Annotated in this window: 11 protein-coding genes and 1 tRNA gene; 5 read left to right on the top strand and 7 right to left on the bottom strand. The window is 45.5% G+C overall.

What is annotated here, in order from left to right; all coding sequences use genetic code 11:
- Positions 1–78 precede the first annotated feature (78 nt).
- The 4 genes from cobA to QUB06_RS32100 all read right to left on the bottom strand — a co-directional run bounded on the left by cobA (position 79) and on the right by QUB06_RS32100 (position 4,308).
- Positions 79–888, bottom strand: coding sequence for a uroporphyrinogen-III C-methyltransferase (cobA, locus tag QUB06_RS32115; protein ID WP_333060413.1), 810 nt, complete (start codon positions 886–888; stop codon positions 79–81).
- Positions 885–1,628 (bottom strand): sirohydrochlorin chelatase, encoded by a 744-nt coding sequence (locus QUB06_RS32110; protein WP_333438723.1) that lies wholly within the window; start codon positions 1,626–1,628, stop codon positions 885–887. Before QUB06_RS32110 ends, cobA begins: the two co-directional genes overlap by 4 nt.
- 266 nt (positions 1,629–1,894) lie before the next feature.
- Positions 1,895–2,578: a manganese catalase family protein gene (locus QUB06_RS32105; RefSeq protein WP_333036883.1), complete on the bottom strand. Its 684-nt coding sequence runs from the start codon at positions 2,576–2,578 to the stop codon at positions 1,895–1,897.
- A gap of 194 nt (positions 2,579–2,772) precedes the next feature.
- The gene (locus tag QUB06_RS32100; protein ID WP_333185108.1) at positions 2,773–4,308 is read right to left on the bottom strand and encodes a serine/threonine-protein kinase; all 1,536 of its coding nucleotides are present in this window, start codon (positions 4,306–4,308) and stop codon (positions 2,773–2,775) included.
- 637 nt (positions 4,309–4,945) lie between these two features.
- On the opposite strand from QUB06_RS32100, the gene QUB06_RS32095 reads away from it, so the two are divergent.
- The 5 genes from QUB06_RS32095 to QUB06_RS32075 all read left to right on the top strand — a co-directional run bounded on the left by QUB06_RS32095 (position 4,946) and on the right by QUB06_RS32075 (position 11,283).
- Positions 4,946–5,018 (top strand) — tRNA-His (locus QUB06_RS32095).
- A gap of 175 nt (positions 5,019–5,193) precedes the next feature.
- Positions 5,194–9,498 (top strand): AAA domain-containing protein, encoded by a 4,305-nt coding sequence (locus tag QUB06_RS32090; protein WP_333438722.1) that lies wholly within the window; start codon positions 5,194–5,196, stop codon positions 9,496–9,498.
- The gene (locus QUB06_RS32085; protein WP_333438721.1) at positions 9,476–10,378 is read left to right on the top strand and encodes a hypothetical protein; all 903 of its coding nucleotides are present in this window, start codon (positions 9,476–9,478) and stop codon (positions 10,376–10,378) included. The genes QUB06_RS32090 and QUB06_RS32085 overlap by 23 nt, the downstream gene beginning before the upstream one ends.
- A 165-nt stretch (positions 10,379–10,543) precedes the next feature.
- The gene (locus tag QUB06_RS32080) at positions 10,544–10,960 is read left to right on the top strand and encodes a XisH family protein (RefSeq protein ID WP_333438720.1); all 417 of its coding nucleotides are present in this window, start codon (positions 10,544–10,546) and stop codon (positions 10,958–10,960) included.
- Positions 10,948–11,283, top strand: a complete 336-nt coding sequence (locus tag QUB06_RS32075; protein ID WP_333438719.1) for a XisI protein — start codon at positions 10,948–10,950, stop codon at positions 11,281–11,283. Before QUB06_RS32080 ends, QUB06_RS32075 begins: the two co-directional genes overlap by 13 nt.
- A 91-nt stretch (positions 11,284–11,374) precedes the next feature.
- Here QUB06_RS32075 and QUB06_RS32070 read toward each other — a convergent pair whose 3' ends face one another.
- The 3 genes from QUB06_RS32070 to QUB06_RS32060 all read right to left on the bottom strand — a co-directional run bounded on the left by QUB06_RS32070 (position 11,375) and on the right by QUB06_RS32060 (position 14,144).
- Positions 11,375–11,680, bottom strand: a complete 306-nt coding sequence (locus tag QUB06_RS32070; protein WP_333438724.1) for an S-layer homology domain-containing protein — start codon at positions 11,678–11,680, stop codon at positions 11,375–11,377.
- Positions 11,681–11,955: 275 nt separating this feature from the next.
- Positions 11,956–12,717, bottom strand: coding sequence for a DUF3747 domain-containing protein (locus QUB06_RS32065; RefSeq protein WP_333438718.1), 762 nt, complete (start codon positions 12,715–12,717; stop codon positions 11,956–11,958).
- 434 nt (positions 12,718–13,151) lie between these two features.
- Positions 13,152–14,144 carry a ribose-phosphate pyrophosphokinase gene (locus QUB06_RS32060; RefSeq protein ID WP_333438717.1) on the bottom strand — a complete coding sequence of 331 codons (993 nt, stop codon included), beginning with the start codon at positions 14,142–14,144 and terminating at the stop codon, positions 13,152–13,154.
- Positions 14,145–14,640 lie beyond the last annotated feature (496 nt).

Here is a 14,640-nt window from a genome sequence, read left to right as displayed (position 1 = left end):
GAGTTCTTGTTTCGCCGATCATATGTTAGGTTCTTCTGAACCTTTGTGTCAAGCTTAATTAAGATGCTCTTACCCTGCTTATTCTACAGTCTGAGAAACTGGCCGACAGCCAGACAATATCGAGTGCAAATTGACAACATTTCCGATTACGGCGATCGCAGGTGCTGCAAATCCGACCGCCTCAACTTGCTCTACAATTGTACCCAAAGTCCCGATCAATTCTTCTTGTTCCGGCCGCGTTCCCCAGCGCACTAACGCTATGGGCGTTTCTGCACTCAATCCTGCATCTGTTAACTGGCCGATAATGTAAGGCAAATTGTGGATTCCCATGTATACTACAATGGTTTCCGAGCCACGGGCGATCGCCTGCCAATTTACTTCCGGTCGATATTTTCCCGCTGATTCGTGACCGGTGACAAAGGTGACAGAGGAACTGTACGATCGATGTGTTAAAGGAATTCCCGCATAAGCAGGGGCCGCAATCCCAGAAGTTACACCGGGGACGACTTCTACTGAAACTCCAGCTTTTACCAACTCTTCCATTTCTTCGCCGCCGCGGCCGAAAATAAATGGATCGCCGCCTTTGAGACGAACTACGATCGCATTATCTCCAGCTTTTTCTATCATTAGTTGAGTGGTTTCGTCCTGCATTAACGAGTGACGACCTTTGCGTTTTCCGGCATCAATTCGTTCTGCTTGGGGGTTGATTGCTGCCAAAATTTGAGGGCTGACTAAAGCGTCGTAAATCACCACATCCGCGCATTCTAACAGAGCTTTTCCCTTCAAAGTCATCAAACCCGGATCTCCGGGGCCCGCACCTACTAAATACACTTTTCCTAAAGACATTTTTCTTTCTTCCTTTACCTCTTCTTTGCCTCTGCGGTTCATTTTTGAATTAAATTCCCAATTAAGTCTGCTAATTGTACACTTGCGCCTAGAGGATTTGCGAGATGAAGTTCCGCCGCAGGAAATTGCTGCTTTAGCTGTGCGACATTTTTCGCGATCGCATCTGTAATTCCTCCATTAAATAAGAAGTATGGCACAATCCCTATTTGCTGCTGTCCACCACGAACCAAACTCTCAATTTGCTCTTCCAAACTCGGCTTTACCGACCAATAAGCTGTCAGCGCACCGAGTTGGCTGGCGATTTCCTCAACAATCGAGTTACCTCCGGGGCGACGGCTGCCGTGAGATAATAAAATCCATTTTGGCAATAGCAGATTGGGGAGAAAAGTCACCTCTTGCATCTGACTTTCTACCAATTTTGTTAAGCCTGCTTCCTGGGAACCTAAATGCGGGCGCAATTCAATTTTTAGCTTGTCACCAAAAGTTTTTTGGGCAATTTCCACCTCTGCGGGTATGTCTTCGGCGACGTGAACTCCCGGCAATAAAAATACAGGCAGGATTTGCAATTCTCTCTGTCCCAGCGACAGGGTACGTTCGCCAAAACTGCAAATTTGTTCGTGCAGCGGTGCGGGCCCAAGTTCTAAGGTGGCGGTTGCTACTGCGGGGAACGAGTCAGCCAAATTTTGAGACAGCAGTTGACCTAGGTTTTCCAAAGCTAGTTGGGGTCTGGGGTCGCGGCTGCCGTGAGAGACTAATAAATAGGTGGATGATCGCAATTTCAATATGGATTTGATGTTAATGTTCGATCGGGATTTCAAATAATTGTAACACCGTAGGGCGCGTGACTTGAAAAATACTCAACCCTCAACCGGAAGCTTCCGAGTCGCGCACCTCTAACAACTAAAGCAAAGTACCCAGCTTGAAAATTACTCAACACAGGGCTTAAATCTTCTAAGCCGCGCACCTTACAAAAGAAGGTGCGCGGCTTAAAATTTACTTAATAATGGGCTTAAATCTTCTAAGCCACACAATCTAAACAACTCTCAAATTAACCTTTGGGAGCGGGATCGGCAATGTATTGGAAAGTAGGTTCTGAGTTCCAAGGGCCGCGTTCATCCTTGCCATTTGTTGACAAGTTAAAGTAGAGATCCACAGTGGAATCTGGCGGAATATTACCGAACAGCGGATCGGTGAGTTTACCCAACGCTTCGAGAGCTTTCATGAACATTTCAGTGTGAGAAATTTCGCGAGTCAGCAGAAAGTGCAGGGTCTTTTTCGTTCCCATATCCGGTGCTAGTTTAATCAACTCTTCGTAGGTTTGGCGAGCTCCTGCTTCCGCACCGATATTAGCGCGTAAATCGCGCACTACATCGCCACCTTCGTTGACATAAGCACCCGTCCAAGCTTGACCTTGGCTATCAAGCAAGTGCGGACCTACACCGCGCACCGCAAACAAAGTGCTTTTATAAGCTTCTGTTTGGTCAACGTTTTTGGTGTGCATTTCGATGAGTTTGCCCACCATTTCTAAGTGGCTGAATTCTTCTATTGCAATATCTTGGAGCATATCCTTAATCCCTGCATCTTCACAGTGAAAGGACTGCACCCAGTATTGCAGAGCTGCTGTGAGTTCTCCGGTTGCTCCGCCAAACTGTTCTAGGAGCAATTGGGCAAAACGCGGGTTGGCTTCGTCTACTGTCACCGCAGCCATTAATTGTTTTTTGTGAAAAAACATGGATCGATACCTCTTTTAATTCTGTTGTTACAGTCTCTGGATTGCAGACTTGTAGCTGTGTTCACCTTCAGCATCCATTGTGCGACAAGCGATCGCACCGAACCTCGGTCGCTGGTTACATCTAGCGCGACAAATTTCTCTGCTTTCAGGTAGAGTTTAAAGTTAAAATTTTAGTTAGTTAGTCGGTATAAACATTACAATTTAGGAGCAGCATTATTGTCGCACTCGGTTAATTTTGCTGACAGGGCATCGAGATGCCGCAGCCACTGAATGCCGCCAACCCAACTGCGAGAGGGGAGGTGTCCGATTGGTGCTTGCTGACTAAATTTAATCTGCCCTAAAGTATTAGCAGAATTGTAGGTTTGCCAGTTGACCCGATCGCAAAATCTGATATAGTCTCCCTTAACGCTTTCATAAATCTGCTTTTGGACGCTGAAGCCAAACCGACCTTGACTGTAGCGCAACCAAAGGCGATCAAGTGTTTGCAAATCTTCGCAGGGAAGCTGGTAAATTTGGCTAATTTCTAGCTGAGTTCCCGGTTCCTGGGAAATAGATTGACACATCAGACCCCAAGTTTCGCGATCGGCTTCTTTCCACTTTTTGTTAGACAAAAAATCGCGCAGTTTGGTATAATCAACTCCCCGTGCAGAAATTAGGGTTGGCTTGATATTTGAAGTATTTGAAGTAACAGATAAGGAAAAATCTTCTGCACAATCGGCGACGGCATTGGTCGGTAAAATTAGAGAATCAGGAGTTTGTAGGGCGCTGAGATCGGTTGAGTTGCCGCTATTATCGAGAGCAGGAGCGATCAATTTTTGGGGCGAAAGCAAATTTTGATGGCGAATATCTAAAGCTGCTTGGATATCTTGCAAAACTTCCGCAGCAAAACTGTACCGCTGAGTGAGACGAGTTTGCAGCAATTTATCTAAAATTTCACCTAACTCGTCGCTAAGACTCGTGGCTTTGGGGAGAAACTCGCGCCACCACCAGCGCTCGTTGTCGCAGTCGTACATATCCAAGGGAGGAACTTGCGTCATTAGGCGAATGCAAGTAACACCTAAACTGTAAAGGTCGCTAGCAGGAAATACTTTGCCGCGCATTTGTTCGGGAGCTACATAATCTTGACTGCCGATGACCGTTGCTGGACGAAGCATAGCTGAATCAGTCAGCAGTTTGGCAATGCCGAAATCGATCAATACGAGTTTGTTGTCTGACTGTCGGCGGATAATATTTTCAGGTTTGATGTCGCGGTGAATGATGCGCTTGTCGTGGATAAATTGCAGCACGGGCAATAAGTCTTGCAGCAGTTGCCAAATTTGCTCTTCATCGTATACACTCTTGTCTAATTCTTGTTTAAGAGTCGATCCCTCTATAAACTCTTGAACTAAATAAATATGACCTTCTTGTTCAAAGCAGGCTAATAATGTAGGGATTTGCGGGTGTTTTCCTAGTTCGTCTAAACGGACGCCTTCTTGCCGAAATAATTCAACGGCTTTGTTGAAAATTTCGGGGTCACGGTCGTAAAAATAAAATTGCTTGACTGCACAGGGGGGTAGAGATGGGATGTCTTCATCAATTGCTAGAAAAGTTTTACCAAATCCGCCTCTACCTAAAAGTTCAATCGGGCGATATCGCTGTCTCAGCACCAGGTTAAAGCCGCAGTTTAAGCAAAATTGTGCGGCGTTGGAGTTCTGAGGATTTTGACATTCAGGGTTCACACAGTAGCTCATATCGATTTTAGATTTTAGATTTTAAATTTTAGATTGCGGACAAGACTTTTTTTTAAACGAACCGCGCAGACGCGAAGCGGCGCGAAGGAATAGGGAAGAGAGAAGAGAGAGAAAAGGGATGGTGGAAAACTCATGCGGTGTGGGATAAGCTGTCCCGCTTCGGGCGTTGTATTTTTCGGGCGGGCGGGACACCCCACAAGCATTTCATCTGAGATGTTGCCCCATTCTCAATAAGGCTTTTAGGGGCGGGCTAGAAGATCCCACCCTAAAAGAAATTCATTCTTTGTGGAACAGGCATCTTGCCTGTTCTTAAAAATGGTGCCAGAGGTGAGTTTTATCAAACAGGACTGTGAAATGTAGATGCGCCTGGGGTGATAAGGCTATTTTAATGCGCTAGATCGAATCGGGACGCTACCAGATCTGCCGAACCCACGCCGCATGAGTGCTGGGGGCGAGATAATTGTCGATCGCACAGGTCAATCGCGCGGAGCGAAAATTGTGCTATAGTCTTACTGTGCTTGGAACTTGAGGCACAATCGATCTGTCCGGTTCAGGGACGCTCAGAAATATTTCAAAATATTTTTGCCTTACCCCTAGACTTGTGCTGAGATTTGATGCTATAGTTATAACTGATACGGCGAGCGTAGCCAAGTGGTTAAGGCAGTGGTTTGTGGTACCACCATTCGTGGGTTCAAGTCCCATCGTTCGCCCTTTTGATTCTAAACAGTTTAATTCGATCGCCCGTCGCCTGTACGGTAATTTGCGATGGTCGTAGGGTGTGCATTGCACGCCTTAATCTTTTTTGGGATGTAGCGGTTGTGTCGGCACAAGTTCCGATGTGCTAATCTTAAATCCAATCTAAAATCTAAAATCTAAAATCTAAATATGCCATCTTTAGTAACAGAAGATTGGGGATATAAATTTAGTGGCGATCGCACAATTAATAAGTTTATCCGGGATATAGAAGGAGAAGCGGCTTTAGGGAAATATTGCGATTGGGAATGCAAAGAACGTGCGGAAATTCTGATGTCGGAGATAGCTGGCAAATCCCACAATCTTTTCTACGTGCGTCGCCAAAAGGTAAATGAGAGATTTTCTGAAGAAGAAATCTGGGAATTGCTGCTTGCTACGGATGGAGATGATTTTGAATTACCCCAATTGTTGCAAAAAGCCGATCGCACTTTGCGGTTGTTAGCAACTGTACGCTGTGAAGACGGAATCGGCGGTTTAAAACTGCTGGATGCTGGTTTGGTGGCGGTTCCCAGAGGCAGGAAAGATGGGTATGCTTTGCCGGTGCAGTTGCGACTTTTGGCTAACAGTAGATCGCCAATTCCTGTAAAGTCGATCGCCCGCGTCCAACAAATGCCTTTTTGGGACGACAGACACATACCGACTACCGAACAACTAAAAGTTTGGCATACTTTTTTAAATGTGGAAAAACGCATCGCGGAAGCGCGTCAATTTTGCGTGCCTTTCCGAGGACACAATTACGGTTCCGGCTTCAAAATCGTCACTTTTGAAATTGAGCGTAATTCCGCAACTCTTGACGGCTACGAGGAAAATTTCTTAGAATTGACCGACTTTCGCGACAGGCTAAAAAAGGCGCGAAATGAAGAAATTATTCTATTTGATTCGCCGCCCGGAAGCAGAAGCAGCCGCGATGGAGAGACATTGGGTAGCATCGCTGAAATTGACTTTGAACATGGTAAATTACGCATTAAATTAGATGTTGATTTAGGATCTCGCATGGCGGGCGGCCGATATCAACTGCCCAAACAAGGATTCTTATATTTTGAGGCGGCGGGCGATATCAGTCAGATCGAACGCAAGAAGAAAGCTTTAAAAATGCTGACAGACGGGCGCGCTCAAAATCCCTATTTGAGTGAGTTTTTATTCGATGCTTCTCAGGCGAGACTGCCGGAAAAACTGATTAAATTGGATCGGGAAAACTTATTAAATCGCAATGCTAATGAGGATCAACTTGCCGCCGTAGAAACGGTACTTTCGGCGCGGGATTTAATTTTGATTCAAGGGCCGCCGGGAACGGGCAAAACGACTGTGATTGCGGAGATTTGCTATCAAATTGCCCGTCAGGGCGGCAAAACGCTCATTGCTTCGCAAGCAAATTTGGCTGTAGATAATGCTTTGAGTCGGTTAGTTCACAATCCGGCGATTCGGGCTTTGCGGAAGGGAAAAGCTCATAAGGTGCAGGAAGAAGGGCAGCCGTTTTTGGAGGAAAATGCGATCGGCACTTGGCTGCAAAATACGGCGACTGACTGCGAAGAAAAGCTCTCGCAGCGCCTGACTAATATCAAATCTTTGCGGCAGTTGGTGGCAGAAGCAGAGCGATTTACCGCCTACTGTGCCGCAGAGAGAGATTTTTTTAATGAACTCAAACACCTGCACGACAGTAAAGCCAATCTTGAGGAAAAGTGCAACCAGCAAGCAGCAGATTATGAACGGGTTTTAAGCGAAAAAAGCGAGATTGAATCTCTCGTTAGTGGACTAGGAAATTTGCTGGATGCGCCTAATGTCAACTGGGAATCTCCAGAAGTTGCCGAGTTTATGCCCAGACTAAAACCTTATTCAGAAGGCAATGTTTTAGTAGAAAACTTTATGGCAAATGTTCGCATTGCCGCCAGCTATGCTACTCAAATCGGCTTCGATCGCCCTGCTTGCGGCGCGTTTGGGATTGCCGTTTGGCTGCAGGAAACTGTAGCAGCGCAAATATCGGAATTTAAGACGGCATTCGATCGCGCTGATGATGTTTGTCACGCTATGTCGGCGGTTGCGGAGTCGTTGCGGGTGTCGCGGCAGATGTCTGAGGCTGTGAATCAACTCGAATTGGGCGATCGGCAAAATCAGACACACCGCCACAATCTCGAACAGAAAATCAAGAATTTGGAACTGCGAAAAGCCGAAATTGCAGCCGTTGTCGTCGCCGTTGCACAGTGGATTGAGACGGCGGATACGGGACTCTATGAAGTCGTGAAAACTTGCTGGGAAACAGGTGCAATGCTCACGGATGATATGGTAGAATTGCCGCCAGGATTGCTGAAAATTGCCCGATCGCTCAAATTGCCGATCGTGCCGCCCAAATGCAAAATCAATTTGCCCGATTTGGATCGGTTGCAAAAGGCGATATCCCACGAAGAAAGCGCCGGTTTTAAGGACATACAAGGGCAACAGTTCCGGTTTAGCGAGTTTCTGCACTTAAATTTGAGTCAAACGCCGATCGTGCTCTCTGCGGGCGATCGTACAGAGTGGCAACAACTCGCTAAAGACTTCGCCAGCTATTCCCAAGTCAGCCAAAGTCAGCGCAAATTTATCATCGAAAAAGCTCGCACTTTCTTAGGCAGCATTCAACAATTTTATAGTGAATCCTTGCATCCAAATCATATCCAGGCTACCTTCGATCGCCTAGTCAAAGACTTGCTGCACAGTATCCTCGCCAATGCCCGTCAGTGCGTGGTTCCTCTGAAAACCGAAACCGAACAGCAGCTTATCAAACAGCAACAGTTATTAGATAAAATCGGTCAAACCTTAAACCAGCAGCAAATATCCGCCGCTAAACTTCAGGTAGAAACAGCGCAGCAAGAGGCTAACTTAAAAATTAGCGAAGTTACTAATTTGTTGCAAGCAATTGTCCAACAGCCAAACGCCCCTGAAAAGCTGCGGATTTTATCCGAACAATATCTCGCCCAAAAATCGAATGTTTGGGAACAACCGCAGCAGTTTGTCAAGCAAGTTGATGCTTGGAAAGCAAGCACGATTCAGCTTGAAAAATCCATTGCCGATCTAGACCCTTTTGGGGTTTTGGAGACCATCAAAAACACTCTTGACGAGCATTTATCTCCGCTGCAAACTGCGGCTGCAACTTCGCAGCAACAACTCGCCGAACTTCAAACAGAATTGAGCGAAATTACCGCTCAACTGCAACAGCAGCAACCGACAGCAGCATTACTTGTTGAGAGAAAGTGGTGGGAGTCAGCATGGCAAAGTATCCCGGCTCAATATCAGCCAGAAGTTCCGAATACAGGATTATTCACCGTAGCTTTTTTAAACAAAATTAAGCGTTTATTCAAAACTTGGGAGCGGAAATTAGAACAAGAAGAAACAGCCCTAAATCGTTCTCAAAAGTTTGTGACAGATTGGATTCAAAAACTTCGCAATCCATCAGAAAAAGACCGCAACGATTTAAAGCAAATTTATATTGACAATGCCAACGTTATCGGCATTACTTGCGTGCAAGCTGCTAGCTTCGATTTTACTAAAAACTTTCCCAGCTTTGATGCCGTTATCATTGACGAAGTTAGTAAATGCACTCCCCCAGAGTTATTAATTCCCGCTTTGAAAGGCAGAAAGTTAGTATTAGTGGGCGATCACAGGCAATTGCCGCCGATGTTTAATCAAAGTACGATCGACGATATTGCCGAAGACATCGGCTGTACCGGAGAGGAACTTAGCTTTATCAAAGAATCGCTGTTCAAAGTTTTGTTTGAAAAGGCCAGCGACAGCATAAAAAAAATGCTGACAACTCAGTATCGAATGCACCCACAAATCATGGGCGCAATCAATCAGTTTTACCAGCAAAAACTCAACTGTGGCATTCAGGAAGCTGACACCAAGCGCGCCCACAACCTCGCAGGTAGAATCATTCAAGAAAATAATCACATTCTGTGGGTGAAAACGCCCATCGGACAAGGATTTGAAGAGGAAAAACAGGGTACTTCGCGGTTGAATGTCAAGGAGATTGATGCGATCGAGCGTTTGTGCGAACAAATGGAGACAGCTTGGCGGCCCAAAGTTGCCGACGGTGAACCGCCGAAAGAAATCGGAATTATCACTTTTTATGCTGCTCAATTAAATGCAATTAAAGACAGAATCGAAGGCGAAAGATTCCCTGCTTTAAGCATCCGCACTGGTACGGTTGACATATTTCAAGGCATGGAAAGACCTGTAATTATTGTCAGCACAGTGTGCAATAATGTTAGGGGCGATATTGGATTTGCTAAGGAACCGGAACGGGTGAATGTGGCATTTTCCCGCGCTCAAGAATTGCTGGTAGTTGTCGGCTGCCACGATTTATTTACCCAACAAACAGGTACAGTGGGAAAAATGTATCAGGAAGTTTCAAAAACGGTGCGTCACTGCGGAGGTTTTGTAGATGTTTCTAGCGTCCTCAACTAAACCAATAGACTCGAATTTAAGTTCGCTAGCCGAACAGATTGAGCAACAAAATCCGGGTTTGTCAGTGTTGGCGGCGCGTCAATTCCGCTTCGCAATCCGCCAAACTCCGCTGGAGGTGGCGATTAGCGAACCGCGCCAGTTTAACGTGTTGGAAGAGTTCATTTTGCGGGCGGGCGTTGAGTTTGAACCTGCGCCAACTTTAAAGGAATTGGCGGATTTGCTGGGGTTAGACGAGATTTTTGTGAAGACTACGGCGGCGACTCTGGTTAGTTTGGAAAGCTTGGAGGTGGCTGAAAATGGAAAAATTGCGATCGCCCCGCAAGGCAGAGATTTTTTCGAGAAAGGTGCAGTTAGTCGATCGCAAATTCAATCAATTTATGCCATTTCCGATCCTTTAAATCAAACTCTTACCTTTAAATTCGATGCTTTAGCCGCAGAATCGGTCAACTTACCAGATTTAGCCGATTTAGTCTCGCTCGAACATAAAATTACCGACCTTGCGAATTTAAGTCTAGCAGAAATCCAGCCGTTAATTCAAGATTCCGGCTTAGGAATTCACGCCCCACAAAACGGCAAAATAGTCTCTGCTTGCGATGTCGTGGGCGACGATTTAGATATTTGGCAAACAGTTTCGATTTTTGTGTTGCTAGATGCGGTCGAAAATAAAACTACCCTTCAAGTCAGACAGGGAAAGCAAATATTAGAAACCGCATCCAACCGACTCAACGAACTTGAATCCCAGCAAAAACTTTCCTTAAATGACTTGTGCAAATTAACAGAATATCTCATCTCGCAAGAGTCAGAAATAATCCCCACTCCCAAAACTCGGAAACAGGCATCTAAGAAGAAACCCAAGGAAACCAAGTCAGGAAACAAGTAATATGAGGACTAAAGTCCTCACTACAAACTGGTTTGTAATAAGCACTTTAGTCCTCATTAACTGAGAAATTAAAACCCTTTATAAAATTAGTATTGTACCGATTGACAATATTCCGCGAATTCGGTATAATTAATAATTGTTTTCAATCGCACTGAGAATTTGTCTGTGTCTGCCAAAGATACTTTCCACGAATCCGTAAAGCGAGCCCTTCAAAAAGAACAGTGGGTGATTACTGCCGATCCACTAAAGTTTAAGTTTGGCAATGTTAACTTTCAGGTCGATTTGGGAGCTGAAAGGTTAGTCGCAGCGGAGCGAGGTGGGGAGAAAATTGCAGTCGAAATCAAAAGCTTCCTCAATTCCTCTGCGATTACAGACTTTTATGGTGCATTGGGACAATTTCTCAGTTATCGGCTTGCTCTGGCATCTGTTGAACCTAATCGGAAATTGTATTTGGCAGTGCCATTTGAGGTATATGAAACATTTTTTCAGTACGAGTTCACTCAAATTGCTGTACAACAGTATCAGGTGTTGCTAATCGTATACAATCCTACAAGCGAGGTAATTGTGCAATGGACAAGTTAGCTCAATATCGTCAATACGTTCAGACATTAATCACCCGTTATGCCGAAGATGATGTGTCTGATGATGAAGTAGAAGTGCAACTCATCTGCGACACAGAACGAGATCATTATCAGTGGATGAACGTCGGCTGGGAACACTTAACCCGGATTTATCGAAGCATCATTCACATTGACATCAAAGATGGAAAAATCTGGCTTCAGCAAAATTTAACCGACCAAAATCCGGCGGAGGAATTAGTTGCAATGGGAGTACCGAGAGAGGATATTATTTTGGGATTGCAACCGCCATACAAACGGCCATATACTGATTATGGTGTAGCGTAAAATGTCAAGCTAAAAAAAACAAAATAGTCAGATACCCGACTTCGCAAAAGTTGTCGGGTATCTACTTTTTACTACTGAGCCTTAACGCATTTCAGCATTGGCAAAGTAGCCACCTCCCTGTAATTGGGTTTTGCAGAATCATTCGGAGCAAACCATCGCCAATTTCGTTAATAGCGGCAGCAACAGAACAATAAGAAAACATTTGAGTAAAAATAGAAGCAGCCCAATAATTCTGAGTATCTGAAAAAGTTTTAGACGGTTCTTTAGCAACTAAATCCCTGTTCATTCCCCGGGCAGAGAAACCAAATTCCGCCGCTCGACGGAGCATCGCCATCAATTCAGCGCGAGTGACGGACTGCGTAGGTTTAAAAGTTCCATCTTGATAGTAGCTAACTATCTTGTTTTTCCGCGCAAATAGAACTTTTTAGGCACTCCAGCGGAAAATATCAACATCGCTATAGGGACGGATAGAAACATTGCTAGGAAATGTGATATAGCATCTTGTACTCCTTTCCAGGATTCCAATACTAAAGATACCAATTGCTCTCTGGTAACAGCAAGTTGCAGTCGAAAGGTATTATTTTGAGAAAACCGGGATACAAACCCAAAGCCCACAGCTTCTTTAATTTCGGAAGCGTAGCTATCTCCGAGTTGTAGAAAAGCCAGTATTGCTTACGGTATTGGTATTTCCTGCGGTATTGGTAATGGCTGCGGTAATGGCTGCGGTGATGGCTGCGGTATTGGTATTGGTATTGGTATTGGTATTGGCTGGGGTATTGGCTGCGGTATTGCTTCGGTATTGCCTCCGGTATTGCCTCCGGTATTGCCTCCGGTATTGCCTCCGGTATTGCCTCCGGTATTGCCTCCGGTATTGCCAATTTCTCCCGGTGCGGGTTCATTGGTAGTGAAATAAAAGTGACCTAATGTGCGGCCTTGATAAGCTCTTTTACTCAAGCGCCAAGCAGGATCGAGAGTAATTTTCATGAAGTCGTTAACATCGCCGTTTGTGCGACCGATAATCACCGATTTACCTTGGTAATCTACCGGAGTTCCCATTAGAAGAACATTGCCATCAACACTTTCCAAGCTTAGGGTGTATTTTAATGCTAAATCTGTGCCTGCCATGCGAATTGAAAAGCCGTTGCTGTCTGTTGCGCGGCCACAAATACCGGTGAAATCAAAACTAACTAATAATGGATCGACTTTCACGGGATTAGAGCCACTTTCGCTCCAGCATTTTCGCTTGTCAGATACTTGTTCTACAATTAACAATTGGTAGCCACCGTAAGGGCGGGGTTGGGCGATGACAATTACTCGGTCTTGGTTAATGTCGGTTTCGTCAAAAGTAAATGCTTTAGCCGAACCGATCGCGCCAAGTGTTAAAATTGCTGAACCTGCCAGTGCGGCCACTGTTCGTACAAGTGAATGTTTCATGATTTTTCCCTATTGGCTCCTTATTGTGATGAGACTTATCTAGAATATAAAAAAGTCACCCTCTTCCAACAACAAGATAGAATTTTACCATCTCTTGTTCCGGTGGTACCAAGTGCGATCGATCGGCGATCGTCACCTTGGTTCGTAGTGAGAACTAAAGTCCGAGCGAATTTTTATCAGGACTTGAGTCCTCACTACAAAGTGATAACCGTTATTTTACCGAGGAACTTGATAAGCTGTTCGACCTCTAAATTGTATTTTCCGGGCGGGCGGGACGCCCACTCCACAAGAATTTAAGGGAAGTTGACAGTAAAAGTTAGATGAGCCTGGGCTGATTAATTGCGGGAAACGATCGCACTCTTCACAAAAAAAACGGTGCGTTACACTCTTGTTAACGCACCCCAAAACAAACATTCAAAAAGTGTCTTTGCCCTCTAGCGGAACATACTGCTAACAGAACTATCTTCGTGAATCCGCCAAATAGTTTCTCCGAGCAAATTGGCTACCGAAAGCACCGTCAACTGCTCAAAACGGTTCTCTTCCGGCACAGGAATTGTATTCGTAACAATTACCTCTTCCAAAATCCCGCTAGACAAACGCTCGATCGCCGGAGGCGAAAACACCGCATGAGTAGCACAAGCATAAACCTGCCTCGCACCCTCGCGGCGCAACAATCTCGCACCTTCAGAAATCGTGCCGGCAGTATCGATCATGTCGTCCACCAACACAGCAGTTTTGCCCCTGACATCACCAATCAGATTCATCACTTCTGCCACGTTGTGAGCTTGGCGGCGCTTGTCAATAATTGCCAGGGGAGCATCACCAAGCTTTTTGGCAAAAGCTCTCGCCCTAGCGACTCCGCCAACATCCGGCGAAACCACAACAATATCCGTCAATTGCTTGCTCGCCAGATAATCCAAAAGTACCGGCGAACCGTAAACGTGATCGAAAGGAATGTCAAAATAACCTTGAATCTGAGCCGAGTGCAAATCCATCGCCAAAATGCGACCGGCCCCAGCTTCCGTAATCAAATTAGCCACTAATTTTGCAGTAATCGACTCTCTTCCGGCCGTTTTGCGGTCAGCCCTAGCATATCCGTAATAGGGGATGACGGCAGTAATTTGTCTGGCCGAAGCGCGGCGACAAGCATCGATCATAATTAACAATTCCATGAGGCGATCGTTTACCGGACAGCAAGTTGGCTGAATCAAGTAAACATCGCAACCCCGAATTGATTCTTGAATTTGAACGTAGAGTTCCCCATCAGCAAACCGCTTGCGAACCATCGGCCCCAAATCGATCCCCAGATAGCGAGCCACCTCTTGGGCGAGAGGAACATTAGCAGAACCGGAGAACAGCCGCAGACGGTCATGAGCGGAAACCGGCGGCTCGGGAAGCGGAAGCGGTAAAGTAGCAGAACGGATCACAGCAGGCCTCTTGCAGGACGTTTATTCCACCGCTATCTTACCATCTGAAACTAGAAATATTCAGCCAATTTTTTAAGAGATTTAACATTCGGGGCGGCCACAAGTGTGAAGTTAGGCGAATTGAATAGGACTTGCAGAAATATGTCCGAGAAACCGGGTTTCTAGCCCTCTTTCGGCACCCTCAACGGTCACAATCGGTTTTTACTTATTTTTATCCACCCATAAAACTATAAGTTATACTAGAATACCGTACATTAACGGATAAATTACTTTTTAAGGGGATAATTTATTACTGTAAAGATAGAGTTTTCTGCGTAATTATGCTGTGTGACAGCCCAGGGTGCGGAATGGGGGTTCTAGCGAACTCTGTACTGGCAGAAGTACGATCGCACTTGTGTCCCTGCGTCTAAAAGTTTTGGCGTAAGGAACCCCACGTTTAAAAGCGGGGGCTTTTGGGAAGTCCGGCTCGTTCCGAGCGGTGCAAGAAGAAAGCCCG

Source organism: Microcoleus sp. D2_18a_D3 (assembly GCF_036702455.1).
In the GTDB taxonomy this organism is placed as follows: Bacteria; Cyanobacteriota; Cyanobacteriia; order Cyanobacteriales; family Microcoleaceae; genus Microcoleus.
The sequence above is the reverse complement of the archived record's forward strand: the minus strand, read 5'-3'. Positions and strand labels throughout refer to the sequence as shown.